Source organism: Pseudooceanicola marinus (assembly GCF_002786295.1).
Taxonomy (GTDB): Bacteria; Pseudomonadota; Alphaproteobacteria; order Rhodobacterales; family Rhodobacteraceae; genus Pseudooceanicola; species Pseudooceanicola marinus.
On sequence record NZ_PGTC01000017.1, the window covers coordinates 1 to 26,209 of the forward strand.

General features: G+C 61.6%; 23 protein-coding genes and 1 tRNA gene. 13 read left to right on the forward strand and 11 right to left on the reverse strand.

Going from position 1 to position 26,209, the window contains the following annotated elements:
• Window positions 1-572: hypothetical protein (locus CVM50_RS12045; protein WP_100148498.1), on the forward strand; the 572-nt coding region annotated here is incomplete at its 5' end.
• A complete protein-coding gene (locus CVM50_RS12050; protein ID WP_085886668.1) occupies window positions 569-1,246 on the forward strand; it encodes a hypothetical protein in 678 nt (225 codons plus the stop codon). The genes CVM50_RS12045 and CVM50_RS12050, both read left to right, overlap by 4 nt.
• Before the next feature lie 205 nt (window positions 1,247-1,451).
• Here the strand turns inward: CVM50_RS12050 and CVM50_RS12055 are convergent, their stop codons facing one another.
• Window positions 1,452-2,198: an SDR family oxidoreductase gene (locus CVM50_RS12055; RefSeq protein ID WP_085886669.1), complete on the reverse strand. Its 747-nt coding sequence runs from the start codon at window positions 2,196-2,198 to the stop codon at window positions 1,452-1,454.
• A gap of 98 nt (window positions 2,199-2,296) precedes the next feature.
• Here CVM50_RS12055 and CVM50_RS12060 point away from each other — a divergent pair, with 98 nt between their 5' ends.
• Window positions 2,297-2,713, forward strand: coding sequence for a winged helix-turn-helix transcriptional regulator (locus tag CVM50_RS12060; RefSeq protein ID WP_232618230.1), 417 nt, complete (start codon window positions 2,297-2,299; stop codon window positions 2,711-2,713).
• A 385-nt stretch (window positions 2,714-3,098) separates the two neighbouring features.
• Here the strand turns inward: CVM50_RS12060 and CVM50_RS12065 are convergent, their stop codons facing one another.
• From CVM50_RS12065 to CVM50_RS12075, 3 genes are all read right to left on the reverse strand, one after another.
• Window positions 3,099-5,273 carry a hypothetical protein gene (locus CVM50_RS12065; RefSeq protein WP_085886670.1) on the reverse strand — a complete coding sequence of 725 codons (2,175 nt, stop codon included), beginning with the start codon at window positions 5,271-5,273 and terminating at the stop codon, window positions 3,099-3,101.
• A gap of 1,077 nt (window positions 5,274-6,350) precedes the next feature.
• Complete coding sequence (locus CVM50_RS12070) at window positions 6,351-7,658, reverse strand: NtaA/DmoA family FMN-dependent monooxygenase (RefSeq protein WP_085886671.1); 1,308 nt, start codon at window positions 7,656-7,658, stop codon at window positions 6,351-6,353.
• 75 nt (window positions 7,659-7,733) lie between these two features.
• Window positions 7,734-9,812 (reverse strand): TonB-dependent receptor, encoded by a 2,079-nt coding sequence (locus CVM50_RS12075; protein WP_085886672.1) that lies wholly within the window; start codon window positions 9,810-9,812, stop codon window positions 7,734-7,736.
• A 183-nt stretch (window positions 9,813-9,995) separates the two neighbouring features.
• Here CVM50_RS12075 and CVM50_RS12080 point away from each other — a divergent pair, with 183 nt between their 5' ends.
• Window positions 9,996-10,790, forward strand: coding sequence for an IclR family transcriptional regulator (locus tag CVM50_RS12080; RefSeq protein WP_085886673.1), 795 nt, complete (start codon window positions 9,996-9,998; stop codon window positions 10,788-10,790).
• 30 nt (window positions 10,791-10,820) lie between these two features.
• On the opposite strand, the gene CVM50_RS12085 is transcribed toward CVM50_RS12080, so the two are convergent.
• Window positions 10,821-11,609 carry an ABC transporter ATP-binding protein gene (locus tag CVM50_RS12085; protein WP_085886674.1) on the reverse strand — a complete coding sequence of 263 codons (789 nt, stop codon included), beginning with the start codon at window positions 11,607-11,609 and terminating at the stop codon, window positions 10,821-10,823.
• Window positions 11,610-11,795: 186 nt separating this feature from the next.
• On the opposite strand from CVM50_RS12085, the gene CVM50_RS12090 reads away from it, so the two are divergent.
• From CVM50_RS12090 to CVM50_RS12105, 4 genes are read left to right on the forward strand one after another with little or no spacing between them, the layout of a single operon-like run.
• Complete coding sequence (locus tag CVM50_RS12090; RefSeq protein ID WP_085886675.1) at window positions 11,796-12,659, forward strand: siderophore-interacting protein; 864 nt, start codon at window positions 11,796-11,798, stop codon at window positions 12,657-12,659.
• A 16-nt stretch (window positions 12,660-12,675) separates the two neighbouring features.
• Entirely contained in the window at window positions 12,676-13,617 is a 942-nt protein-coding gene (fepB, locus tag CVM50_RS12095) for a Fe2+-enterobactin ABC transporter substrate-binding protein (RefSeq protein WP_085886676.1), read from the forward strand.
• A gap of 14 nt (window positions 13,618-13,631) precedes the next feature.
• Complete coding sequence (locus tag CVM50_RS12100) at window positions 13,632-14,630, forward strand: FecCD family ABC transporter permease (protein ID WP_232618231.1); 999 nt, start codon at window positions 13,632-13,634, stop codon at window positions 14,628-14,630.
• 41 nt (window positions 14,631-14,671) lie between these two features.
• Complete coding sequence (locus CVM50_RS12105; protein ID WP_232618232.1) at window positions 14,672-15,667, forward strand: FecCD family ABC transporter permease; 996 nt, start codon at window positions 14,672-14,674, stop codon at window positions 15,665-15,667.
• 24 nt (window positions 15,668-15,691) lie between these two features.
• Here CVM50_RS12105 and CVM50_RS21960 read toward each other — a convergent pair whose 3' ends face one another.
• Entirely contained in the window at window positions 15,692-15,820 is a 129-nt protein-coding gene (locus tag CVM50_RS21960) for a transposase (RefSeq protein WP_408634060.1), read from the reverse strand.
• 418 nt (window positions 15,821-16,238) lie between these two features.
• Between CVM50_RS21960 and CVM50_RS12110 the strand changes: the two genes are divergently transcribed.
• Window positions 16,239-16,808, forward strand: coding sequence for a hypothetical protein (locus CVM50_RS12110; protein ID WP_143515565.1), 570 nt, complete (start codon window positions 16,239-16,241; stop codon window positions 16,806-16,808).
• A 195-nt stretch (window positions 16,809-17,003) separates the two neighbouring features.
• Entirely contained in the window at window positions 17,004-18,152 is a 1,149-nt protein-coding gene (locus CVM50_RS12115) for a porin family protein (RefSeq protein ID WP_157792178.1), read from the forward strand.
• A 36-nt stretch (window positions 18,153-18,188) separates the two neighbouring features.
• On the opposite strand, the gene CVM50_RS12120 is transcribed toward CVM50_RS12115, so the two are convergent.
• Window positions 18,189-19,766, reverse strand: coding sequence for an alpha/beta hydrolase (locus CVM50_RS12120; protein WP_157792179.1), 1,578 nt, complete (start codon window positions 19,764-19,766; stop codon window positions 18,189-18,191).
• A gap of 204 nt (window positions 19,767-19,970) precedes the next feature.
• On the opposite strand from CVM50_RS12120, the gene CVM50_RS12125 reads away from it, so the two are divergent.
• Window positions 19,971-20,546 carry a helix-turn-helix transcriptional regulator gene (locus CVM50_RS12125; RefSeq protein ID WP_085886682.1) on the forward strand — a complete coding sequence of 192 codons (576 nt, stop codon included), beginning with the start codon at window positions 19,971-19,973 and terminating at the stop codon, window positions 20,544-20,546.
• A 709-nt stretch (window positions 20,547-21,255) separates the two neighbouring features.
• Window positions 21,256-22,227 carry an HNH endonuclease gene (locus CVM50_RS12130; RefSeq protein ID WP_085886683.1) on the forward strand — a complete coding sequence of 324 codons (972 nt, stop codon included), beginning with the start codon at window positions 21,256-21,258 and terminating at the stop codon, window positions 22,225-22,227.
• Between the two features lie 316 nt (window positions 22,228-22,543).
• On the opposite strand, the gene CVM50_RS12135 is transcribed toward CVM50_RS12130, so the two are convergent.
• From CVM50_RS12135 to CVM50_RS12145, 4 genes are all read right to left on the reverse strand, one after another.
• Window positions 22,544-23,092 carry a hypothetical protein gene (locus CVM50_RS12135; RefSeq protein WP_143515567.1) on the reverse strand — a complete coding sequence of 183 codons (549 nt, stop codon included), beginning with the start codon at window positions 23,090-23,092 and terminating at the stop codon, window positions 22,544-22,546.
• Between the two features lie 147 nt (window positions 23,093-23,239).
• Window positions 23,240-23,539, reverse strand: a complete 300-nt coding sequence (locus CVM50_RS21355; protein WP_143515568.1) for a hypothetical protein — start codon at window positions 23,537-23,539, stop codon at window positions 23,240-23,242.
• Between the two features lie 101 nt (window positions 23,540-23,640).
• The gene (locus CVM50_RS12140) at window positions 23,641-24,021 is read right to left on the reverse strand and encodes a DUF4160 domain-containing protein (RefSeq protein WP_157792181.1); all 381 of its coding nucleotides are present in this window, start codon (window positions 24,019-24,021) and stop codon (window positions 23,641-23,643) included.
• Between the two features lie 547 nt (window positions 24,022-24,568).
• A tRNA-Leu gene (locus CVM50_RS12145) sits at window positions 24,569-24,652 on the reverse strand.
• A 152-nt stretch (window positions 24,653-24,804) separates the two neighbouring features.
• Between CVM50_RS12145 and speB the strand changes: the two genes are divergently transcribed.
• Window positions 24,805-25,767, forward strand: coding sequence for an agmatinase (gene speB / locus CVM50_RS12150; RefSeq protein ID WP_085886686.1), 963 nt, complete (start codon window positions 24,805-24,807; stop codon window positions 25,765-25,767).
• Window positions 25,768-26,209 lie beyond the last annotated feature (442 nt).

Here is a 26,209-nt window from a genome sequence, read left to right on the forward strand (position 1 = left end):
AGACGAAGCGGGACCGGGTGCGCCGGCTGTTGCTGGGGCCGCTGGAGGGGATCGGGTTCCGCTTCCCGAAGGCGGTGGAGCCGGAGGAGGGCCGCAAGCGCCTCGACCGGCTGGCGGACGAGCTGGGCTACATGAGCGACGCCAACCTGCGGCGGCTGTTCGAGGCGATGCGCTCGAAGGGCGAGGGGAGGGCCCGGGACTTCTGGCCCAGCCATGCGGCCTTCGTGGCTCTGGCGCAGCTGGCGCAGCCGCGGCCTCTCGAAGAAATGCCTGGCCTCGCCTCCTGGTTCGGCAGCGCGGCCGGGCGCGCCGCACTGGCCGAGGGGCGGCTGGTCGAGGAATACCGCTGGTGGCTGGCGAAACACCGCCCGCCGCTGAACCCGCAGGAACGCCGGATCATCGCGGACAGGGCAGGGGCCGCGCAGTCGAAGGTCGCCCGCCTGCGCGAGCGCCTTGGCCTGCGTCTGCCGGTGGATGCCACGGATCGGGAATGGCTCCACGCCTATGAGACGCACCAGGACGCCGCGCGCGAGCTGGTGCGGCGCGGCCAGGCGCAGGGAGAGGCAGCATGACCATGGCCCTCCGACACCGCCCCCGGGGCCTGAGCAGCGCCTCCCCACGCGAAGTGACGATCCTGCAGCTGCTCGACTGGGCCTTCCAGAAGGAGAAGATCCGCATCGACTTCGACCAGGGCGCCACTGAGCGGCCGCAGGGGGCGCTCAAGGGCTACGGCATGGAACACATCCTGATGCGGCAGGCGGAGCTTGGCTGCCGGGTTCAGGGCGGGGGAACGTCTGAGCCGCACCCTGACGCAGACGCGGTGGCCGATGCCTTGGCGCAGCTGCCCGAGGGCGTTGGTGGCCGCCGCATGGCGCTGGTGATCGCGGATCTCTGCCGGGCCGGCGAAACCTTGGGCTGGGGCTCGGACCTCGCGCCGCAGGTCCAGCCCATCGACTGGAAGCAGACGAAGCATGGGCGCTTCGCCGTCACCGAGACCTGCGGCAAGGCGCGCTACACCAGCCGCGGCAGGGTCCGCGAGGTGGATCTGCGCTGCTGCCCGATCACCATCGAGAACCACCCGCGGGACCAGGCGCGGGCGCGGCGGGACTATCTGCTGTGGTGGGCGGCGCTGAAAGAGCTCCGCGACACCTTCCGGATCTACGGCGGGCTGACCGCGCACCAGATCACCGAGGCGCTGCCGCCGATGAAGCCCTGGGAGGGGGAGAGGGCCAGGCGGGCGGCTTGAGGCGAGCCTGACACCAATTGGAGCCGAGAAAGGGCCGGGGTGGAAGCCTCGGCCCTCTCTCTTCGCAGGTCAGGCCGAAGAGGCTTCCAGGTTGATGCAGGCGTCCAAGGCCTCGTGAAGCCAACAGGGTCTCCGGCCCGTTACAGAGTTCTTTCGGAGGTCGCCCCACGCGAAGCGCAGTGCATCTGCGCTCAAGCCAAGATTATCAACCGTTGATCGCCTCGAATGCGGCTGCATGGCGACCTTCGGCCTCGGCCTTTCGCTGGAAGGCGACGCGGCTTACGAGGATCTCGTCTGGGATATCTTCACGCGACAGGATGTCCATGACTTCGGCCGTGAAGTCTTCCAGAGGCATGGCCGCGGTCTGTTGCGACTGGCCGGGGGTCAGTTCGGTTGCAACAAGCGGCGGGGCGATCTCGTGCACGGCCACTGAGGTATTGCGCAGCTGATGCCTGAGCGACTGGGTCCAGGAATGGATGGCGGCTTTCGTGGCGGAGTAGACCGGGTTGGCAGCCTTCGGAACGAAGGCCAGTCCCGAAGATACCGTGAGCAGCGCCGCTGTGGGTCGGGTCTGTAAATGCGGCAGAAATGCTGCGGCCAGGTGAACTGGCGCGGTCAGGTTTGTCGCGATCGTGCGTTCGGCCACGTCAAGATCGACGGGGTCTGCCGTGTAGTCCTCGCTCTCCATGATGCCGGCGTTGAGAATGACCGTGTCGAGCTCGGGATGTTCGGCCACGACCATTGGCGGGAAGGCGGCAAGCGCGTCGCGATCCGTCACGTCAAGGACGTAGCCGACCATGCCTGGGTTCTCGTCCAGCACAGCCTGCAGGCTGTCCGGTTTGCGACCGGTGATGATGATGCGATTGCCCTTGGCTTGAAGATCCCGGGCAAGGGCCTGACCAATACCGGAATTGCCACCGGTGATCAGGATCGTGCGATGTGTCAGAGCCATTTCGTCTTGTCCTTCTGAAAAACTGGCCCTTACATGTCTGTCACGCTGCCAGCTGGAAAGTAGGCACCCAAAAGATTTATACTTACCCAAAAGAGAGTATGAAGCCGATGACAGACCGTTCGTTGCGGCAGGAGCTGCAGGATACTGGCCCAACCGACCCCGCCGTGGACCGTCTCGTCGAAGAGGTCATCGGCAGGGTCGCCGACAAATGGACGATGCTGTTGATCGAAATCCTCACGGAGCGGGAGTGCTGCCGTTTCGGCGAGCTTTCCCGGGCCTGCACGGGGATCAGCCAGAAGATGCTGACGCAGACGCTGCGCGCAATGGAGCGCGACGGCTTCGTGACCCGAACAGTCTATCCGGTCGTGCCTCCGAAGGTGGAATATCGGCTGACTGACCTTGGCCTTGGTCTGAGTAAGGCTTTCTGCGGCGTCTGGCTTTGGGCAGAAGCGAACTTTGATAAAGTGGAATGCGCGCGGCGCGACTACGCGGCAAGGAACGCTGACGAAGGCTGATCCGCTCGGGGTACTTACGAGGCGCACGGCAACGCGGTGACCAACCACGACGCCAAGCGACCTCGACGCTTTCGTCCCTTTGCTGCCGTTCGTGCTGGGCGCGGCGGATGACCGGTTCCAGCCCTTCCACGACATTCATGCAGGCCGCAGCATGACGCCAGGCGCCGACACGAAGGGCGGGAAGCGGAAGTTCGCTGCGGGCGCGAACGCAACCGGAATTAACCGCGGAAGCGGACATTCGGCCAGGCTTTCGAGACGTGAGCAGTAATATTCGACGCGAAAGACGTGAAGCGGAAGTTGGCTGGGATGAAGACGAAAGTGACGCCGGAATAGCGTGACAGAGAGTCAGTCCGCAGAGCTTCCCAAAAGTTGCCTATCTTTAGCTTTACCGACGAGCTTCTCTTACTGGCGGTCCATGCCGTTCCCGCAATTCCTTGTCTAACTTGAACATGTCAAGAATGTATGACGAGAAAATGAGATCGCGGGATCCGATTGAGTAGCGCCACGATCGGGTGTCGAGCGCCGCCAACTGGTCGGAGGCGATGGACTTGTTACCAAGATAGTCGGTGAGATCGGCAGTCTGGAAATCGGACCCGAGCCAGAATGACAGACTTTCTTCTTCCGGCCCTTTTCTCGCGACGATGCGTCCGCTTGTCAGCACATTGATCAGTTCGTGTGCTTGCCGGATCGGGTGCCCGTTGAGACTGGCTCCGTGGAACACCCGATTTGCTATGACGATGCCTGTGTGAACCACGCATTCTGAATTGGCCTTCCAGCCGAGTCTTTTGAATAGCTTTGACTGGTTTGCGGGGTCCGCAAAAATGTCCCGCCGTATGTCGAGTTGCTTCCGGGCCTTGCGGATATGTTCCCAACTGTTACGCGTCTCATGGACAGACACAGGGTGATAAGCATTCTTGCATTCGAGAAGGATGAGCGCGTCATCGCGTCTTGCGACGATATCCAGCTCGGGACTCTGCCCGGCGACTTTCACCGTTAAGTCGCTTTCGACCTCGAACCCTGCGGAGCGGAGCGCTTCGGTGACAGAGTGGACCATGAGGTCCTTCGAACCGATCGCTGCTGACCGGAGGCCGTTGGCGACGATGGTGTTGCGGACGAGGTTGGAGACCGCCACCACATGCGGGGCGATCACGTAGTAGCCACCGGCGTCTACAAATGGACGGTATTGGAGATCGAGATGCCCATCTCCAGGAACCATCTTCAAAAGCTCGATAACTTCACGCGCCTTGTCCTCGTTGCCGAGGATTAGCTGCATATGCTCAACCATCGCATCGTGCGAAATAGCCAAGAGTGTCGAAGTCAAAGTCAACTCTTCGCGCTCGACTGGGTCTTGGATGTCTGCCAGTCGACGCTGGTACGCGCAACTTATGAAATTGAAGTAGCGCTGCACCTTGAGGACGTCCAGCGATGAGATTCGGTCTGTGATAGGGAAGACAAGGTCATCGAACGTTCCGAAGTAGTCGACGTCCAGTTCCATGAGCATCTGGATCTCATCGCGAAACAGCTCATCGTTTGCGAACCAGGCATTGAATACTACCGGGATCGCAGGCATCAGCAGAACCAAGCGTCTTATGGGATGATCTTTAATCTCAAGAAGATTGTCGAAGCTGCCACGGTCAAACCCCGTGTCTATCAGCGTTCGGATGGAGATTGGCTTATCTGCTTCCTGCAGGTGGAACTGCCGAATTAAAGCTTGCGTCCGCTGCTGTATGAAGCCAAGGCGCACCGCACGCTCGACATCCGGATCCATTGAGGAGATCGTGACCTCCCCCCCTTCGCGGTCCGCACGGTATGGCAACCCATCGATGAGTTGCTCCGCCTCCCTGAATTTCGCAAGCCGAATTGCGGCGACCAACAGTCGTTCGTAGACGAGCGCATTCTTCCCCGCGGCATCGGTATCCACATGTGCGAAGGACATACCATCGACCGGGAACATCGACGCGTAGATATGTAATACGAATGAGGCAGCCTCGGCGTACTCCTCGGACGAATAGCGACGACCATCCAGCGAACTGGCTTCATGGTCGTTAAACCACCCTTGATAAAAAAGGCTGTTAACTTTGACGAAGACGGTTTTCAGCACCACTGATCTACGCGCCCGTACTGTCGCCTCGATCTCATTTTTCAGCGTCAGGGCGTTTCCCGCAATGCGTGACAGCGCCTCAACCGATTCAAGATAAACGATACGATCCGGCGACATGGCGAAAACGTCACGGACGCCTAGTACCGCCTTCGCGATCCTGCCGATCAGGGAACCTCTGTATTCGTATCGTGACGCACGGAGCACGCCATTGCGCCGCATACAGGAAATCGCGTGATCAGGATCGAGGAAGATCATCGCCATAGCGGTCGCTATCGCCTCACTCGGCCGATTTTCAGCTAAGTGCTTATTAAGAACAGATACATGCGCCTTAACGTCTGCCGAAAGCGCCTTTGTCACTGGATGTCTCTCCTCATTTCGGAGCAGCGACACCATGGAAGCTTGAGTCTTGACCGAAAGCAGGCGGCTTACGAGGTCAGAGACTAACGATGCCTTGATCATGTTACCCTCTTTGTTTCGGCTAACACCGCAGACTATATGATGCGTAAATCTATCGCTCGCTAGCCCCTATCAACCTTGGTGCCGAGGCTGCCGGAGGAAATGCTACCTACCAAGTCCTTTCGGCGAAAACGTCAAGTTGCAAATGTAGCTTGCGCAGTATCCGATGCTAAAGTTTCCAATCAGCGAATTGATTTCTTTTCCCGTGGCAAGTCCTCCTATCATTGACATCGGCCCAATGCCGAAATTTCCAAGTGCGTAGAGGATGCCGGTCGCCAGAAGCAAAACAGCAATTATCGACTTAAATGTATGACGTTTTCCACACGGCGTTTCCGCCGAAAAAACTTGTGGTATTTATATGGGCTCAAAAAGATCACTTTTCAAGTTTCTCCCCAAACGACCGGACTGGTGACCCATGTGTCGGCTCCAGCTTGAGCTGCGAGTTACCTGAAAGTCCACTATTCCGGGCTGCACCGCAGCGTCGGGCCAACTCGCGAATGGCGGTAAGGGGCCGAAAGCCCCAGGCCGTCTGGACAATGGCTCGCCCGAGTGCATGTCCGCTTCCTGCGCAAAGCTGCCGTTAGTCTAGGTTTGCAGCGAACCTCCACTCTCCACCATTCGTGCCAGTGTCTAGCGTCATGTCGCGTGGATCACGAATGCAGTGGAAAGGCTAAGAGTGAACTTTCGCTGCGCGGTACTTGAGCGTCCGCTCCCGCGCACCTCACCCCCCGGGGGTACCCTGAAAATCTGGGCGCAATGCTCCTGACCGGTGAGGGGACCGCTGTTTTCGTGCGCGGCTAATTGGAGAAAAAAGCCCACTTGGGAAAGCGGGTCAAAGCGAAACGAAAGGCGGTGTCTGAGCGCGATTTTCCGATTGCGATGATGTTTGTTGGGGCTCGGTGGTGGAGCGGCGTAGTTGAGCTGGCAGGGTCTTGTGATGCCACCGGGTCGATCTATGACCCATGCTCAATCTTGCGTGTTCCCTTGGTCTTTGCCGTCCTGACCCTTTGGAATTCCAGCTTGCGCTCTGCGGCGCGCCCGTCAGGACAGCCCCCAAGTGTTCGTGGCCCATTGCTTGTCTTAACCCTCTGCGAGATGCTCGGCCAGGGTGCTGGTCGTATAGCGCTTTCGGAACAGGCCCGCCTCGGCCAGGCGCGGCACCAGCTGCTCTAGCGTCAGATGCATCGAGCGGGGGGCGCCGCCGGGCACCGCGACAAAGCCGTCGATCGCCCCGGCCTCGAACCAGTGGGAGATGGTCCGGGCCGCGTCCTCGACCGTGCCGATGATCTGCCAGTGGACCGAAGCCAGCAGCTCGGGCCGCGCCAGAAGGCCGTTCACCGTCAGATCCTCCTGCGCGATCAGCGCACGCAGCAGCGCCCCGTAGGAGGGGAAGCGCGAGGGCGGCGGCACAGCGGGCAGATCGGCGGAGCGCACGGGGCGATCCTCGGGCCAGGCGGCCAGGTCAAGGCCCGTCGCCTCGCGCAGCCGGGCCAGCCGGGCGGGGCGGTCGACCCGGGCGTGATTGGCCTCGAAGAGATCGCGCGCCTCGGCGCGGCTGTCGGCCAGGTAAAGGCTGAGCCCTGGGAGCAGGCGCACGTCCCGGGACGCCCGCCCGGCGGTTTTGGCCGCCCGCGACAGGGCCTGACGGGCGGCGAGGGCGTCTTGCAGGGTCAGGGTCTGGGCAAAGACCATGTCCGCCATCTGCCCGGCCAGGGCGACCCCGCCCGCCGAGGCCCCGGCCTGCATCATCGGGATGTGGGGGCCGGGAAAGGCGGGAATGTTCAGCGGACCTTCGATGTCGAAGGCCGCGCCGTGGTGGTCGGCGGGGCGGATCAGGGCGGTATCTGCGAACTGTCCCGTCGCGCGGTCGATGCGCAGGGCCTCGGCCGGAAAACTTTGCCACAGGGCCTGCATCGCCGCGACAAACTCGCCGGCCCGGGCATAGCGCTCCGCCGAGCTGGGCATCTCGGTCAGGCCGAAGTTCTGCTGCCCCTGCAAGGCGGTGACGATGTTGCACCCGGCGCGTCCCTGGCTCATCCAGTGCAGCGACATCAGCTGCCGCGCGGTCAGGTAGGGGTGGCCGAAGGTGGTCGAGATCGTCGGAACCAGCCCGATCCGCGAGGTGCCCTCCACCAGCGCCGCCATCATCAGCACCGAATCCAGGCTGGCGAAGCCGAAGGAGGTTTCCATCACCGGCACCGGCAGGCTGTGGGTATCGGGTCGGAAGGCGAAATCGAGATGCGCGGCCTCGGCCCGGCGCGCGATGTCGAGGGCGAACTCGGCCGAGAACAACCCCTCGATCCCGCTGTCGGGCCGCCGCCAGCCTTCATCGCGCAGCCAGGTCGGGGCCAGGGACATGCCAATGCACAGGGTGTCACGCAGTTTCATCGAGGGGATCCTTGCTGATCGCGAAGGGCCGGCCCTTGACAGGCCGGCCCGGTTTTCTGGTCGTCTGGGCGTCGCTCAGAACTGACCGCGCAGGCCCAGGCCGATCATCCGCGGGGCGGTCATGCTGGCCTGGGTGAAGGGCGCGGCGCTGCCCCGGGCGGCCTGTTTCAGCACGGGCGCGCGTTCGTCGAACAGGTTGTTGACGTAGCCGTAGAGTTCCAGCCCGCCCGACAGCGCATAGCTGGCGTTGAGGTCGACCAGGCTATAGCTGTCGATCTCGTAGCTATCGGTATTGCCAATGTCGGACTCGTAGCCTCCGACGTAGCGGGCCTGGCCACCGATCGTCAGGGCCTCGGTCGCCTGCCAGTCGACCCCCAGGCTGACCATGCCGCCCGGCGCGCGGGCAAAGGCGTTGCCAGTGTAATCCGGGGCGGCGACGAACTTCGTCACCTCGGTGTGCAGCAGGCCCAGCCCGGCGTTCAGCCGCAGATCTTCATTCGGCTGGTAGGTGGCCGAGATCTCCAGGCCGTAGGCCTCCGCCTCGTCGGCGTTGATGGTGTGGATATTCGCGACGCCGCCGACGACCTGGGTGATCGAATTCTGCGCATCGCGGTAATCCATGTAGAACAGGTTGCCGTTCAGCTGGAGCCGGTCATCCATCAGGCTGGCGCGGGCGAAGAGTTCATAGTTCCAGACGGTTTCGGCATCGTATTCCGTCCAGTCGTTCGACCCGGTGAAATCGAGCGAGACGCCGCCTGGGTTGTAGCCCTTGGAGATCAGGCCGCCGATGGTCAGCTCGGGGTTGACCTCATAGGCCAGGGTCAGCTTGGGCAGCAGCTCTTCGAAGGTTTCGGAGTAATCCAGATCGCTGTTGGCGAACAGCGGCGAGACCTCACCGCTGCGGCTGACCTCGTCGCGCTGGTAACGCAGCCCGCCGGTCAGGGTCCAGCGGTCGGCCAGGCGCCAGCTGACCTCGCCATAGACGCCAAGGTTCTTCTTGTCGTCTTCGAAGGTCGACACGCCGCCCTGGTCCAGCCAGTCATCCTGGGTGACGTGGGCGTAGTAGAGGCCCGCGACGCCGCTGACCAGGTCGCCGGTCTGGCCGAAGGTAAGCTTGGTCTCATTGCTCCAGCTGTCGCGGCTGATGTCGGCGTCGCCCCGACCCGCCGCGCCGGTGCGGCGGTGGATGGTCTGTGTCGAGCCCTGCATCTGGTTCGTCAGGGTGATGCCGTTGGCGAAGTCATAAGTGGTGTCCCAGACCAGCGTATCGGTCAGCTGGTGCCAACCGGGCATCATGGTGGTGATCGTGTCGAGGTCGTTATAGGGCGGCGAGGCGCCCTCGGCACTGGGGCGGGTGGTGTCGGTGTTGCTGTAGGTCAGCAGCATTTCCAGCCCCGGCAGTTCCGAGGGTTGCCACAACAGCTTCGCCCGGCCGTTCAGGGTCTCGAAATCCTCGCCGATCTCGTTCTGGATGAAGTTCGGCTCGACATAGTCGATGAAGGTGTCCCGGGCGCTGTAATCCAGCGTGACGCGGGCGGCGAAATCACTTCCGAGGGGCGTGTTCCACATCAGCGAGGCGCGACGATGATCGTAGTTGCCGAACTCAAGGCGGTAGGCGCCCTCCTGTTCGAAGGTCGGATCGTTGGTGTTGACGATTATTGCCCCGCCGATGGCATTGGCCCCCTGAGAGGTGGTTTGCGGGCCGCGGAATACCTCGACGCTGTCCACGTCCCAGGCTGAGGTCGCGCCGAAGTAGAGCTCATTGTAGTCGAGGTAGTGACCGTCAAGGTTGACCGTGGCGCGCGGCACCGTGCCGCCGAAGAAGGCGTTCGCCCCGGTGTGCGGCCCTTCCGAGTTCTGGCCGCGGATGATCGGCGTGCTGACGCTGTCGGTGTAGATCACGTTGGGCGTTCCCGCGATGGCGGAGGCCACGTCGGACTTGCCCGTCTTCGCCTCGATCTCTTCCCCTGACAGCACAGCGACGGAGGAGGCGGTGTCCATCATGTCGCGATCGACCTTTTCACCGGTGACGGTGATCGGCGCCAGCGTGATCGTCGGCCCGGTCTGGGCCTGGGCGCCGCCGGCTGCCAGGGCGATGGTCAGGGACAGAAAGCTCGCATGGCGCGCGAGCCGGGCGCGATTGGTGTTGTTCATTGTGACCCCCGGGTCCTTGCATGGAAAACGGCTGGCGTGGAGGGGTCCGGCTGGCGCGATAATGCGGTTCGCATTGCATGACGCATCCCGTATGTCAAACCGCCTAGCGGTGGAAAGCCTTTACCCGAGGCCGGCTGTCTGATTAAGGTCACAACCTGACAGCCAGCCGGGAGGGGACCAGCCATGCAAGAGGCCTTCGCCGATCAATCCGACGAGGACGCGACCGAGCCGCGACGGTCCAGCACGATCCAGTCGATCAGCATGGCCGCGCGATTCCTGCGTCTGCTTGCCAGCTCCAATACCGCGATGCCGCTGAACGAACTGGCGCGTGGCGCCGAGACGGGCCGGTCGACGGCGCATCGCTACATGCAGTCGCTGGTGAAGGAGGGCCTGGTGCGACAGGACCCGGCCAGCAGCCGCTACGAGCTGGGCGCGGAGGCGCTGAGCCTTGGCATCGCGGCGCTGCGGCGGGTCGAAGAGGTCGAGCTGGCCGGGGCCCAGATGAAGATCCTGGCCGAAACCCATCCTATGAGCGGTGGCGTGGCAATCTGGACCGAGCGCGGCCCGACGCTGGTGCGCTGGTATCGCAGCGCCGAGTTCTCGATCACGCCGCTTGGCCTCGGGGATGTCCTGCCGGTGGACAACACGGCCTGCGGTCTTGTGTTTCAGGGCTACCTGACGGCGGCCCGGGTCGAGGCCGCACGGCGGCAGCAGCCAGATCATTTCCGTGGCCAGGCCCCCTCTAAAGCCGAGATCGCCCGCATCCGCAGCGCGGGTTGGGCCGAGTTGACCAACCATCTTCTGTCGCATGTGACCGGGCAGGCCGCGCCGATCCTGGATGCCCAGGGGCAGCTGGCCTGCGTCGTGACCACGACGACTGACCTTGGCCGCCTGCGCGCCGCCGATGACCGGCTGGTGCTGCAAGACGTGGCTCGGCTGGTCAATCGCGCTACGGGTGGTCAAACCTGGCTAGGGTAAGCGGGCCTGGCTGGGCTGAACGGGGCGGGCTCAGCCCGCGGGCGGGCGGCGCGGAATGATCATGGGGCGACCGGTTTCGGGGTCGGCCATGACGCGGGCGGGCAGGGCGAAGACCTCTTCGATCAGTGCCTCGGTGACGATCTCTTCGGGCGCGCCCCGGGCCACCACGGCACCGTCACGCATGGCTATCAGGTGGCTGGCGTAGCGGATCGCCAGGTTCAGTTCGTGCAACACCGCAACCACCGTGCGCCCCTGCCGGTTGAGCCGCGACAAGAGCTCCAGCACCTCGATCTGATGCGCGATGTCGAGGAAGGTCGTGGGTTCGTCCAGCAACAGGATGGGCGTTTCCTGGGCCAGTGCCATGGCGATCCAGACCCGCTGGCGCTGGCCGCCTGACAGCTCTGCCATGCGGCGCTCCGCCAGATCCAGCGTGCCGGTCAGCGCCAGGGCGTCGCGGGTGGCGCGCTCATCCTCCGGGGACCACTGGCGCAGAAAGCTCTGATGCGGGAAGCGCCCGCGCGCCACCAGGTCCGAAACGGTGATGCCGTCAGGCGCCACGGGCGATTGCGGCAACATGCCCAGACGCCGCGCGACCTCGCGCGAGGGCAGTTCGCTGATTGCCTTGCCGTCGAGGATGACTTGCCCGGCTTCGGGTGGCAGCAGGCGGGACAGGGCCCGCAGCAGGGTCGACTTTCCGCAGGCATTGGGGCCAACGATCACGCTGAACCCGCCATCGGGAATGGACAGCGACAGCCCTTTCGAGATCACCCGCGACTCGTAGCGCAGTGTCAGGTCTTCGGCACTCAGGCGATCCGTCATCTCCGACTCCGGTGGCGTTCCGGCCTTGCTGCCGGTCGGGATCCGTATTGCATTGCGGAATGCGCTCTGCAATATGGTTGTAGCCACGTTAAGCGACGCCGTGCGCGCCTCGCTTTGCGGCAGCCAGCCATCATCACCACTCCTCCACGCGAACCGGGCCCCTTCACGCCCGGAAGAAAGGCCGTCATGCCAGATTTGCGAAATGAAGTTGTAGAAGACCGGACCAATGCGCTGGCGGGCAAGGATCACATGGGCGACATGACCCGGGTGCAGCTGACCGTGCTGAAGATCGATCACCCGTTCCCGACGATAGCTCGTTTGACGGTCCGCATTCACACCGAGGATCCCGCCGCCTGGAGCGTGCCCAATGTCGCCGTCCGGCTGGAAGTGGCGGAGATCGAGGGGCATCGTCCGATCTCTCGCATTTACACCATCCGCCGCTTCGATCCCGAGACCTGCGAGGCCGAGATCGATTTTGTGCTGCACGAGGGCGACAGTCCGGCGATGCTGTGGCTGCGCGCCGCCCGCCCCGGCACCACGGCACTGATGATTGGGCCGCGCCCGCATTTCTCTCCCGCTTTCGAGGCGGGCAAAAGGATCGCGATTCTGGCCGATGAAACCGCCATTCCCGCCGTGCTTTCTATCCTCGATGCCTGGCCCGAGGGAGAAACCGCCGAGGCCTGGATCGAGACCGCCGACCGCGCGGCCTTTGACGAACTGCCCCGGCCCAGGGGCGTGACCCTGCACCACCTGCCGCGCGCGGCCCAAGCGCCCGCCGGCACCACCGGTGCCCTGGCCGCTGCCGCCCGCGCGGCGATCACCGATGGCAACTGGACGGTCTGGGCTGCGGGAGAGAGGCGCGACATGCGCGAAATCCGCGCTGTCTGCGCCGAACATGGCATCGGCCGTGAGGGCCAGCAGATCATGGGCTACTGGAAGCTGGGGATGAGCAGTTCCGAGATCGACCGCCACCGCCTGGCCACCTATGAGGCGCTGAAGGCGCGTGGCGTGGGGCTGGACAACCTCAGCGACGCCGACCTCGACATCTGAACCGAAAGACAGACGCATGTTGAGACAGACCTTCGCCGCCCTTGCCCTTGCCCTGCTGCCCGCGCTGACCCAGGCCGAGGAGGGCTGGCCGCGCCGGATCGAGCATGCCAACGGCACGCTGACCCTGCCCGCGCCGCCCGAGCGGATCGTGTCGACGTCCCCCAGCCTGACCGGCACACTGCTGGCCATTGATGCGCCGCTGATCGCCACCGCTGCGGCCACCCGCAGCCGGTTGTCCGACGATGACGGGTTCTTTCACCAATGGGCCGACGTGGCCCACGCCCGCGGGGTCGAGGTGCTGTACCCCGACCTCAGCTTCGACATCGAGGCGGTGATCCTGGCCAATCCCGATCTGATCGTCGTTTCGCAGACCGGCGGCGACAGCGCGGTCGAGTTCGTGCCCGAGCTGGAGGCCATGGGCTTTCCGGTGCTGGTGCTGAACTACGGTATCCACCCCTGGGAGGCGCTGGCGAAGACCCTGGGTCACGCCACCGGGGAAGAGGCCGAAGCCCGGGCCGTCACCCGGGCCTTCGCTGAGCATGCCCGGGCGGCGGGGCGTGCCATCACCCGCCCCGCGGGCAGCGTCAGCATCATCTCCTACAACTTCTACGGCTCCTACGGCGTGAGCAAGCCGGAGGGCGCCCAGGCCCGTGTCCTGGTCGAGATGGGCTTCGAGGTGACCGGCGTGCCGCAGGCGGCGCAGGGTCTGGTGCAGGCCTCGCGTGAGTTCGACTTCGTCTCGCATGAGAACCTCTCGGCGGCGATCAGCGGCGACACGATCTTCCTTCTGGCGGCAGAGCCGGAGGATGTGCAGGCGGTGCTGGACGATCCGGTGCTGGCCAATCTTCCGGCGGTGAAGGCCGGCCGGGTCTACCCGCTGGGGGCCACGTCCTTCCGGATGGACTACTATTCCGGCCGGGCGATGGTCGACAGGGTCGCGGCGCAGTTCGCCGAATGACCGGGGCAGGGCGCGTGCAACGGGTCAGAACGGGGGCGCTGACAGGGCTTGCGGTGCTGGCCCTTCTCTTCGTGCTGGGCCTCGCCATCGGGTCACGCCCCATCCCGCCCGTCGAGGTCTGGCGCGCGCTGGTGGCCTTTGACCCGGGCAGCGATCTGCACGTGATCGTCCAGGCCCTGCGGCTGCCGCGCGACCTCCTGGCAGTCAGTGCCGGTGCGGCGCTCGGCCTTGCGGGCGCCCTGATGCAATCGCTGACGCGCAACCCGTTGGCGGAGCCCGGGCTTCTGGGGGTAAACGCGGGCGCGGCGCTGGCGGTGGTGCTGGGCACCATGGCCTTCGGGCTGACCTCCGTTGCGGGCTATGTCTGGTTCGGTTTCCTCGGCGCCGGCCTTGCGGGCGTCGCCGTCTTCGTCCTGGGCCGCGCCCATGACAGCGGCACCGACCCGGTCCGTCTGATCCTGGCCGGGGCCGGGCTCACCATCCTGCTGGGCACGATGACCAGCCTGTTGATGCTCAACTCGGACCTGCGGGTCCTCGACATCCTCCGCAACTGGCAGACCGGAACGCTGGACGGGCGCGGCTACGCGGCGGCGGGTGTCATGGCGCTGGCGTTGCTAGCAGGGGGGGTGGCCAGCGTGATCGTGGCGCCCGCACTGGATGCCCTGGCGCTTGGCCAGGACCTTGGCCGTACCCTGGGGCTGGACCCGCGCCGGATCTGGGCGCTGGCCTGCCTGGCGGTGATGCTGTTGGCGGGCGCGGCCACGGCGACCGCCGGACCCATCGCCTTTGTCGGGCTGATCTCGCCCCATGTGGCGCGGATGCTGGCCGGGCCCGCGAACCGCAGCGTGCTGCCCCTGTCGGCCCTGATGGGGGCGATCATGCTGCTGGCCGCCGACATCCTGGGCCGGGTCGTTGCCATGCCAGGCGAGGTGGCCGCCGGGACCGTGGCGGCGCTGATCGGCGGGCCGTTCTTCGTGCATGTGGTGCGGCGTTACCGCCTGGTGCAGCTGTGACGCCGGGGGGGCAACGCCTGCTGCGCGTCGGTCGCGTCAGCTTGTTGTGGCGTCCACGCGCCCTGGCGGTCGGGCTGGGCGCGCTGATGCTGGCGCTCGGTCTGGCGCTGCTCTTGCTGGGCACCGGGACGATGCAGTTATCCCCGGCACAAGTCCTGTCGGTCCTGTCGGGCAGCGGCCAGGACCCGGTTGCCAACCGCATCCTGCAATATGTGCGTCTGCCGCGCCTGCTGACCGCCGCTTGCGTCGGTGCGGCGCTTGGCATGGCGGGGGCGGCGTTCCAATCGATCTCGCGCAACGCGCTCGGCTCGCCCGATGTGATCGGCTTCACCACCGGGGCCGCGACCGGGGCCATCGCCCTGTTGGTCTTCGGCACGCCCGGGGCCTTCGACACCGCCGCCGCCGCAGTGGCAACGGGGATGCTGACGGCGCTGGCCGTATTGCTCCTTTCGGGCCGGGGTGGGGCGGGCGGCGGCTACCGCCTGGTGCTGATCGGGATCGGCGTCGGCGCGGTGCTGATCGGACTGAACACCCTGCTCCTGGCCAAGGGCGCGCTGGACCGGGTGATGTCGGCGCAGCTGTGGCTGGCGGGGTCGCTGAACGCCCGCAATTGGGGCCATGTCTGGATCGCGGGCACCGGCCTCATGCTCTTCGCGCCGGTGCTGGTCGCCCTGTCGCGCCGCCTCGCGGTGCTGGAAATGGGTGAGGACATGGCGCGCCAGCTGGGCCTGCCTGTGGCCGCGACTCGCATCATGACGGTCGTCACCGCCGTCGGCCTGACGTCGCTGGCTACGGCCGCGGCGGGACCGATCGCCTTCATCGCCCTGGCCACGCCGCAGATCGCCCGGGCGCTGTCCCGTTCCTCGGACGTGCCGATGGTAACCGGGGCGCTGTGTGGGGCGGTTCTGATGCTGGCAGCGGATCTGATCAGCCAAGTGGCCAGCTTTGGCCTGGTGATGCCGATCGGGCTGGTCACCGGCAGCCTGGGGGGCGCCTATCTTCTGCTTGTCCTGACACGCCGCGACGGCCTGCGCTAGAAGCGCAGCCAGGCCGCCATACTTCTAGCGCCACTTGCAGAACGTGCCATCTCTTGTCCCGTTCTGCCGGCAGAGTTCTTTGGAGCCTATGCCGGCTTGATGTTCCTTCGGGATGCCATTGATCCGCTCTTTGCTGAAACGGCTCGTCCGCATCACCTGTATTCTCGTTTGGAGAACAGGCTACTTCAACGCGCGGACTTTTGAGGGGCGCAGGTCAGCCGATACGAAGGGCGGGCAGCCGTCGTTCGCTGCATCTTGGGCGAACTGCCGCTAAGCGCAGAGAGCTACCGTTCGATCAAGGGCGGTAGGGTGACCGCTATGCGCAGGAAGTGATCTTTGGTCGCGCCCTGCGGCACCTCTCACTAAGAATAATCGGGTGCCGATCCAGATCCTGAGTCCTGTGACTATACGCGTCTTAAGAAAAAATTGCGGAATATGATGCTGAGTTTTGCACAAAGGTCTATGGACCTATAGTTTCTCATAGGTTGTCCGCTCTCTTAAATCTTGGATGATTTTTTCGGATCTCGAGGGATCTGAGTAAAACGACGCGCAGAGATTTAGGAGAAATATGATGCGATTTTTAGCGATGGCGGCCTTGTCGGCGGCCTCTCTATCTTTGGCTGCTTGCGGGGGCTCATCTGTCGATGGTGATATGTCCGAGGCCGACCTTCCTGAGAAATACGCCAGCCTTGAGGATCTCGTCTCGAAAGCAGAGAATGCAGAACTCGAAGAGGCTTCCGAAAGCCAGATGAGCGGCACCGCGACCCTGTCGGGCGCGATGGCGATCAGCGATGTGGGCGAGGCTGAAGACCTCGAGGCTATCGGGGACATGTCCCTGACTGCGGATTTCACTGGCGGCACAGTGACCGGTACGGCTGACGGTTTCGGTCTCTACAACGACGACACGCAAGAGCTTGAAGACGAGCTGACCGGCTCGCTTGCGATCAGCGGCACGATCTCCGGTACGACCTTGGCCGCCGATGCCTCGGGGACGCTGACAGACGACGAAGCGCATATCGTAGATATGGATATGGATGGCACTTTCTACGATTACGAAGGGGAGCTTGCGCTCTATGGCGATCTTGAGGGGACGGTAGACGGCGACTACTACGAAGGTGGTTTTGCTGCGATCGAGGACTGACCCTACGTCCCTCGTTTTGACAAGTGCGATGTGGAACCATCATCGTGCCGCGGGAAATCGCGGCGCGACCACCACAGGTCAGGTGACATGAGACGTCCTCCTTCCCGACAAAGAAATGTGTTTCGACAGGCGCTGTGCAGAGCCCTCCTGTTAATCTTCCTGTCCCTCGCGAAGGGCGTTTCAGCCGAGGTGACCATGAGCGTTTCAGGGAGCTATGAGATATTGATGCAAAAGGGGCGCGCGGTCCTGGCCGAGGGTGCGCCCGCAAAATCTATCTCGTATTTTTCCAAAGCCTGGCGCTTGCTCCCAACCGTGCCATCAGCGCAGCTGGCGATTGCAGAGGCCTGGGCTCAAGCGGGGCAGCGGCGGCGGGCAGACGCATTCCTGCGGCATCTCTTGGCAGACCCGAAGCAGAAAGAGAATGCCGATCTCTATCTCGCAGCGTTGTCCGAGCTTGCGCGACGCTATCCTTTCCAGTTTTCCGCCTCTTTCGCGCTCTTGCCGAGCACGAACATAAAAAACACGTCGTCCGAACCCTATTTCGATACGCTTTGGGGGCGGTTCTCGATTGAGGACGGAGGCAAAGAGACCTCTGGCGTTGGTGTCGAGGCGGGGGCTCAGTTGATTTATCGACGTCCGATTTCACAGGAGATACGCCTCGAGCTTGGGTCGTCTCTGCACCGCATCTGGTATCCAGATCCTGATCTGCGCTATTGGCGCGGGCGTCTTTCGGCGGACCTGAAATCCGAAGGGCAGACGGGCAGTTTCCGGGTGGGGCTGCATGTCGTCAGAACCTATTATTCCGACGTGAAAGGACCCAGTCCGGATCGGATCTCGACCGGTGTGCACGGCGTCTGGTCTCGCCGCCTGTCGGGTGTCGAGACCCTGAGTGCGAGCGGGCTGATCGAATATCGTGACTATTTCGACAAAGACACGCTGTCAGGGCGCTACGGGTCGCTTGGTCTCGGCTGGAGCAAACGGACAAATTCCTCCAGCGTTATGACGCTTGGCGGGACGCTTGAGCGCAGTGAGCCGTCGCTTGCATATCATCGCTACTGGGGGGCGAGTCTGCGGGCGGGGTATAATTTTGATCTTTCCGATAGTGTGCGCGCGGGCTTCGATCTCGACACCAAGCTGCGCCAGTATGATACGGATTTTCCCTCGGTCGATTTTGCACGTCGAGACAGGATTAACCGCATCGGGGTGTCATTCTCGAGCAGCCGGATCAAGATTATGGGCAGCACGCCGAAACTGTCCTGTGGCTACAGGGTGCAGACGTCCAACATCGCTCTCTATTCGTCGGAAACGACGGATTGCCGGATCGGCTGGCAGTATCAGTTCTAAGAGCTGATGAGCTCGAGGGGCCGCCTCCGCCTGGATCTAGTCGCAGATCAAGTGCGGCAGGACACGATGAATGGCCTCGCTGAAGATGAGGTGTCCTGCGTTTTCGACAGGCTCGAACCGTGCGTCAGGCATGTCTTTGGCAATGGCTTTGGCATCCTCGATCGGGCTGATCGGGTCTTCGCACCCGTGGAGCATGACCATTGGACAGCGTGTAGCCAGAAGGTCGGCGTGCCAGTCACGTTGCAGGCTGATCATCTCGTCAATCGAAGCGAGAGTCGCGTGATTGGCGATCAGGCGCAGCCAATCGGCAAGATGCGCTCGCTCGAACAGCGTATGCAGACAGGCAAGATCGGCCTCTGACTTTCGGAACAAATGGCCAAGCCCCTTTTGTGCAAAGGCGGGCACGCGGCTCAACGCGTTATAGACCTGTGTGAGCCCAACGAGGACGCGGGGATCCGAACGGAGCCGGTGCGACATATCAACAAAGATGGTCGGAGAGGAGCTGTCTTTTACGGCTTTGAACAACTGCGGAGTACCGCAGAGCACGAGTTTGGAAACACAATCCGGATGATGGCGCAGGAAATGTGCTGCCCAGGGTACGCCGGCGCTTTCCGCGAGACAGAGAACCGGCGTGTCGCTCATATAATCAACGATTTCAGCCATCGCCTTGGAAAATCGGCCCATGCGGGCCTCAGGCGCTCCCTCGAGGGTGAAGCTCAGGAAATGTCGAGGGACCAGCAGCAGGCGCAGATTTTGTGCCTTCAGACTTCGGATCAATTCATCCTCGAACAGCACGGGGGAGAGCATGCTGTGAAAATAGAGCACCGGTTGGCCACGACGCGCGCCGAATTCCCAGATCGGAAACTCATCGTTCTCCCCAATCGAGATGTGGTTCACGATCACAGCGCGACCGAACTGACGCTTGATCTGGGCGGTCTCGGGACGACGGTCCTGCAGCGGCAAAATCTCGTCGAGTACCGCGGCGGTGATGTCGAGTGAGAGGGTCCGGAGCAAAGCGGTCTGGGTTTTGGCTCCGAACTTGTCCAGCACGGTGCGGATCTGTTTGCGTTTGGTGTCGTAAGAGGCGCCCGTCGCCTCGGCCGCCGCGAGTAAGTCCTTGCCGCTCAAAAGATGTGCCAGAAGAACATATTCCGAAGGTGTAAGCGCCATTGTCGGGGCGTCCTCCGAGAGCGCGGCGAGATGGGAGCTTTCGAGATGCACCGCGACAAAGGCGATATGATTGGGGACATCGTGAAAGCGTTCGACATGGTCATAGAGAAAAAAGAGTTTGTCTTCGATGACAACAAAGGCGCAGCCCGAAACCGACTGGCGCGTCATCTGAAGCTGCGCGGGAAAGACCATCTTGCTCTCGGGGGCATAGGTGTTGATCTGCCGCGTGCCAGCAGAGTCATAGAGATTGATCGACAGGCGACATTGGGCGAAATGCCGAAAGAAAAAGCGCTCGCTCTGGGCCTCATTTTTCGGACTGAGCAGGAGCGCGTCTTCAGAAGGGAGCGCCCCAGGCGCCTTCTTGAGCGCGGTCGCGAGGATTTGGATGAATTGAGAGGGGCGCGCCATGGGCTCCGATCGTTTTTGCTTCTTGGGGTGTCGCATCATGTTGTTCCTACGCGACGATCTGGGCAATGGGGATGCCCCTAAGATCTACCAGAACGTGTGGTGAAATATAGAGAACCATCTCTTCCAGCTTGATTTCCGTACTCTGCCCCCCCCTTGAGGGGGGCGTGATCCATTCTGCGGCAGATTAACGTCGGATCAATATCGGATATTTTCTTCACCTGCTGCTTTGGGCATCACATCATGACACTGACCACGACATTGCCAGATTCGGACCAGATCGCTCTTTTGCGCGAGAAGAACGCGATGGCCTGTCTTGATGTCGATCTGGGGGCGCGGATTCTTTCCTGTGATACGATGGCGCGGCGGTTTCTTGAGCTCCATCCGTGCTATTGTCGACGCGATGAGGCGGAGCGGCTCGACATTGACCCTGCTGCAGCGTTCGATTCGGCGCTATGTAGCGCCAGCCGGCAGGTGGCACCCGCTTCGACGGTCCTCTTTCCCGAGACTCCCTCTGCGAACGGGCCCGTGCAGATCAATATCCTGCCATTTAAGCCTGAGCGAGTGCGCATTGTGGTGTTTTGGTACAATCCCGATGCGGCCTTCGCCAGCGAACAGATCACCTCTCTCACCGCACGCGAACGCGCCGTCCTGGAGTTGGCTGCTGCGGGGCTGCGACGCGACCGGATCGGCCACCACCTCAATATTTCAATGCCGACGGTCGATCTGCATTGCCGCAACCTACGACGCAAGCTTTCGGCGCTCACGATGTCCGAGGCCGTTGCTGTAGCCGCGCGCCGCAATATTTTGTCGATCTGATCAATCGTACCGTCCACCCACTTTGTTCGGGAGTTACTTTTTCTTGCCAATAGGTCGACATCCCTATGGTCGATTTTCGCTCTCCATTTCTCATTTTTTGGATTGCGAGATAGTTTTCATTGTTTCGTCAGGTTCATTGCCGTCTCAAGCCGGTGTTCGATATGTGAGAGGTCCTTTCAATTTTGGGGTGACTTAGGGAACCGCTTTCAGCCAAAGAGTATGCATGCTTCACCCTTCGGAAGGGTTTTCATGCTTCGTCCCAAAGAGGACAATTTCCCGCTCGAAGTGACCGAGGCCATCTCCGGTTTGGGCTGTCTGCGGCCGTTCGCTGCGCCTGGCACGAACGGCGGCTAAGCGCAGGGAGCTGCCGTTCGAGCAAGAGCGCCTGGATGACCGCTATGCGCAGGAATCGGACAGGCTAGACGGGCTGGTTCCAGTCGCGACCTGGACACTTCCGGCCCTGAGCCGACCTTCAGCGAACTGACTGCGTAGAAGCGCAGCACTGTCCAATCGGTCATTGGCTTCGCAGCCAACACCTAATACTTCTCGAAGACGAGCATGCCAGAACGATTTTGAAATCGTAGCTTCTAATGGCCTGTAGCATGCTAAACAGTGATCGATGAGAAGCGCAACACGGTAGGTGATGGCATAAATTACCCTAAGCAACGTCAATGTTTGTGCTGCGATCCCGAACGAAGCATTCGTGGAAATGGAAAAAACGACTTGCCGCCGTCCCCGACCAGCTCTGCTTGATCAGAGAGGAGAAGAAGTAGTGAGATCCTTCATACTCAAGATCAATGGAAACACGCGATGCCCTGACGGGATTAGCCGCCCTGCTTCAGTCTATGACTGGGCGTCAGGAACATTTTTTTGCAAACGCATAAGTTCGGCTGCTTCTAAATATGCCGACGGCAAAGCCGGGCCAGAGCCATTGGTGGGCGATCGCGTTTATATTTGGGTCAATGAGAAGGGCAAAGACAGCCACGGTCTTGGCCTAACGGCACGCGCTTCGATCGATACAATAACTGCAGAAAACGAGAGGTATCGCCTTCAGCTTTCGGGTCTGACACTGATGAAGAAAGAGGTGTCTATGGACGAGGCATTCACCTCGAAACCTTCGTCGAATCTCTTGCGTGAGATGAAGCGGTATCGTCTCGAACGCATCTGGGCCCTCGATGAAGAAGATTTGACGGCGATCGATGCCCTGATCGACGAGTACGGCGGGTTCCAGCAGCCGACAGATGAAGATCCAATTGCCGAAGCATTGCTTCAGCAAGCAGACAATATCGCAAGAGCTGTGCTGGAACGCAAATCGGCCCTTATCAAGCCGCGACCACGGCAGGCGGCCTTTCGACAGGTAGCTATCGAACGGCATGGTGGACGGTGTGTTTTTACCAAGACGCGGGTTATCGAAACATTGGAGGCCGCCCACGTCATTCCCCATACGGGCGCGCAGCAGTTCGAGCGCCCCGAGAACAGCCTTCTGCTACGTCGAGACGTGCACGCTCTTTTTGATCTTTTCCTATTGAGTATTGACCCTGACACCAGCCGCATTCGTGTGTCTCCACAACTCGTCCACTCCTTTTACGCTGAGTTGGAGGGGCGGGTCGTGGAGCACCAGCTCTCTGGCGCTGCCCTAAATTTTCATTTCCAGGAATTCCTCAAGGCAACACGATTATGAACGACGTTAAGCCTTCTCAAGACCGCCTTGGGCCTCAGTCCTTCTCTGCGCCATCCACGAATAAAGACTGTGATTGGGCCGCGAGAGGGCAGCACATCGCTGCACATGCAAACGCGAACGGCGGCACCGCGGTCAGCGGAGGGCTCGTGGGCTCGCGGCGTGCCCATGGGGTCAGGTTTTGGTGCTACGTCGGTTCCGGCCCTTTGCCGCCTTTGCGCAAACAGGTCTTCGCTATGGTGCAGCTTCACCAAACCGGTCGTTCACGCCCTCCAGCAGCATGTCACGGCATGCGAAGGCGAAAGGGCGCATGAAGCTTTCATTCGGCGGGGCTTGATCTGGCTGCCCACAGTTCCTCTCGCCACTCAATCAACACCGACACAAGGTTGGACAGCGCCAAGTCATTCCTTGGAGACATTGAGGCAAGGGCGTTGGAACAGGGGTAGTCGCTCAGATCCCCCATGCGTTCTAGGTCGGCTATTGTCCACTTGGAGGGTTTCGTCTCACTTGGACGCCGCCCATTGCGTTCGTCCTCATCCCAATCTGAGCAATGCTTCCAGTAATTTGCAATTGCATTAATCGCGCGGGCCATTGAGATGCCCTCATTAAACATCGGCTGCTTTCGGTAGGCATCATCCCTAGACATCCCAATATCCGCCCTTGTCGCATTCAGGTAGCGCTGCACCGCAATAAATCCACTCCCAATCAAGAACTCCCCCAGATCCAGCAACCCGTCGCTCTCAGGGTCTTGAGATTTCTCAATTGAAGATTTCACGTTGAATAACTCTTCATCCAGCAAAGCCAGAATCTTTTCAAGAAGTCCTAACTCGTCGTCCAGCACAGCTCCGCTCATGCGAAAAATAGTCACGGTTCATCCTTTTGGTGAGGCAAAAAAGGGTCGCTTGACGTTTAGCTTCTGGCCGCAATTAATGCGAAGGCGACATGTGGTGAACGATTTTCGAGGTCGGCATCGACCTTATTGAATACCTGCAATCTCCATGCGAACTCTGACAGGCTACGACAATGAATTAGAGAGAGTGACGATTGTACCTTGAGCATAAATCATCGTTACCGCACCAAGCGCCGTGGTTTCCAAGTCATGCTGAAAGCGCACTGCGATGACGGCATCGCCACCTTCCACGTCACGCTTTTCTAGAAGCTGGCGTAGAACGTCAGATTGCGCTTCATGCAAGCTAAAGAACGACCCGGCAGGCGCTTTCCCCCAAGTCGTCCCTTTGTTAATAACACCCGCTTGCGCGAATGCGATTCCAATACGGTCCTGCACGCCGTGTACATGTGTTTCGGTTGTAATCATTCTATTATCCTTGCTCTACACTGCAAAAGATCTTCACCCGACCGAGAGCGTTAGAGATTTCTTGCGCCTCGAAGAGATAAAGGCTGGCGATCCTGATTTTCTCAAATTGATAAAGGCCCAACGCTGCACCCATCAGGCCGAGTGTTATTCCAAAAATCAATGAGCTTATTTCGGTTCTTAGCGTAATAGACTTCAATGTTTTTTCTGAAGTTCCTGATGTCGCCCGAGGCTTCCAGCATACGGCAATCGTCTAGGGCAAACACTGCCCTTCCATCATTCTGGATGACGTGAAAATGAGGCGGCGGATGCTCATTGGCATATATCTCAATTTTCAAACCGCGGACTCGATCCACCACCGCATCGGTGATGTAATAACGGTGATTGCCATCCTCTGAGATCTCCACGATCTGCCCAATTGCCACACTGCGACGAAGTTCGGCGGCCATCGTTTCAGGCACTTCTAATACCACAGGATTACTCATGAGGGCCGCAGGCTCCAAGTCAGTGACGTTTTTCGAGTGTACACAAAAATCGACATTCGACAACGAGTTCCATTGCCACTTTCTCGGACCTGAGACCCTCATGACAGCTGTAGAAAGCGACCGCTGCTCGCCCGATGAGTAGATCGCACTCGGCTCAGTGGAATGATCCTGTCAGAATGTCTGCTACGCAGTTGAGGGAACGGACCGTTCGCAAATGCAGCGAACTTCCGCTTCCCGCCCTTCGTGTCGGTGGCTAGCGTCATGCTGCGCCAGGGACGAATGTCATAGAAGGGCTGCCTGGGGCCGTTCGCTGCGTTTGGCGCCAATGTCTGCTATGGAACGATAGTGCCGATTTCTGCAGTGTTCATCAGGCGTCTGCATCGAATGGCGTTCTCTTGGACGACACTTGTGCTCTTCGCTTCCCGAGGCCCTTGCAGGGCCGGGCTAGATTTTTGAGATGCGGAACAGAACGAGAATAAAAAGGGACTCTGTGACCCAACTCTGTGACCCCGTGATATCCGAGTCGCCCGGATTTCCGCTAAGTCATTGGTACCCAAGGCCGGACTCGAACCGGCACGCCTTGCGGCGGGGGATTTTGAATCCCCTGCGTCTACCATTCCGCCACTTGGGCCCGGAAGCCATCGCTTCGGGCCTCCGGTTTATCGCTGCGATCGGGCGACGTCCAGTGGGAATGAGGGGGGGCCAGGCGGAAGCGGCGCGGAGGGGACTCGACCCGCGTCGGCATCCCCGGCTAGCCTGCCGGCAACAGACAGGGGGCAAGTGATGGCACGACATGGCTATGAGACGGGGCGGTTGAACCTGCCCTTCGTCGGGATCTGCACCTTCGGGAAGTATCCGCTGGTCGAGGACTGGAACGAGATCGATGCCGACGTGGCCGTGATGGGCGCGCCCTTCGATGCCGGCACCCAGTGGCGCGCGGGCGCCCGGATGGGCCCGCGCGGGGTGCGCGAGGCCTCGACGCTGTTCAGTTTCGGCCATGCCGGGGCCTATGACCACGAGGACGATGTCACCTACCTCGATCCGGCCAAGGTCACGGTGGTGGACATCGGCGATGCGGACATCGTGCACACCGATACCATCCGCAGCCATGAGAACATCGAACATGGCGTGCGCCGGATCCTGGCGGCCGGGGCGCTGCCGGTGGTGATCGGCGGAGACCATTCGATCAGTATTCCCTGCATCAACGCCTTCGAGGGGCAGGAGCCGTTCCACGTGGTCCAGATCGACGCCCACCTGGATTTCGTCGATGAACGCCACGGGGTCCGGTATGGCCACGGCAATCCGATGCGCCGCGCTGCCGAGAAACCCTATGTCACCGGTCTGACCCAGCTGGGAATCCGCAACGTCTCGTCGACGGCAAAGGACGGCTATGACGACGCCCGCGCCATGGGCTCTGACATCCTGTCGGTGCGCCAGGCGCGGGCCCTGGGCACCGCGGCCGTGCTGCGCCGGGTGCCGGAAGGCGCGCGGGTGTACCTGACCATAGACATCGACGCCTTCGACCCGTCCATCGCGCCCGGCACCGGCACGCCCAGCCACGGGGGCTTCCTCTACTACGAGGTGCTGGAACTGCTGGACGGGCTGGCGCGGCGCAACGAGGTGGTCGGTATCGACCTGGTCGAAGTGGCGCCGGACTACGATACCACGGGCTCGACCACGACGCTGGCGGCGCAGATCCTGATGAACCTGATCGGTCGCGTTCTACACCACCGCGCCGCAGAGTAGGACGCGGCCCGGTAGCGGCGGTGTTCCAGGCTCGGACGATTCGGCCAATCACGCGCTGCTCGCTGTAATTTGAGGGAAATTCCCGCTAAAGGTGTGCATTTGTATCGGCCAGTGCCTGACACGCGGGCGCCGGGGCAGATAAAAGTGGTCGAAATGTGGGGCAAATAAGGCCGTTGACCTTTGGGTCAATGTTTCCGTTGCGGAAACGGATCGGTGGTAGATCACCTGAGGCGCTGATCGGGAAAGCTAATATTATTGCTATTTTTGCGGTGTTTAGGCTGGGGTCCCGGTCTCACTGCGGGTGAACAATGCGCATCGTGACCGGATGAAATGCGGCAAAATTGGGGCATTTCCTACGTGCGCCCTGCCTTTTCATCGCCACTTTGCTGCCTCTTTTTCTCTTTGTCGAGCCATGGGGAAGGGGTATCACCTGTCTTGCCCG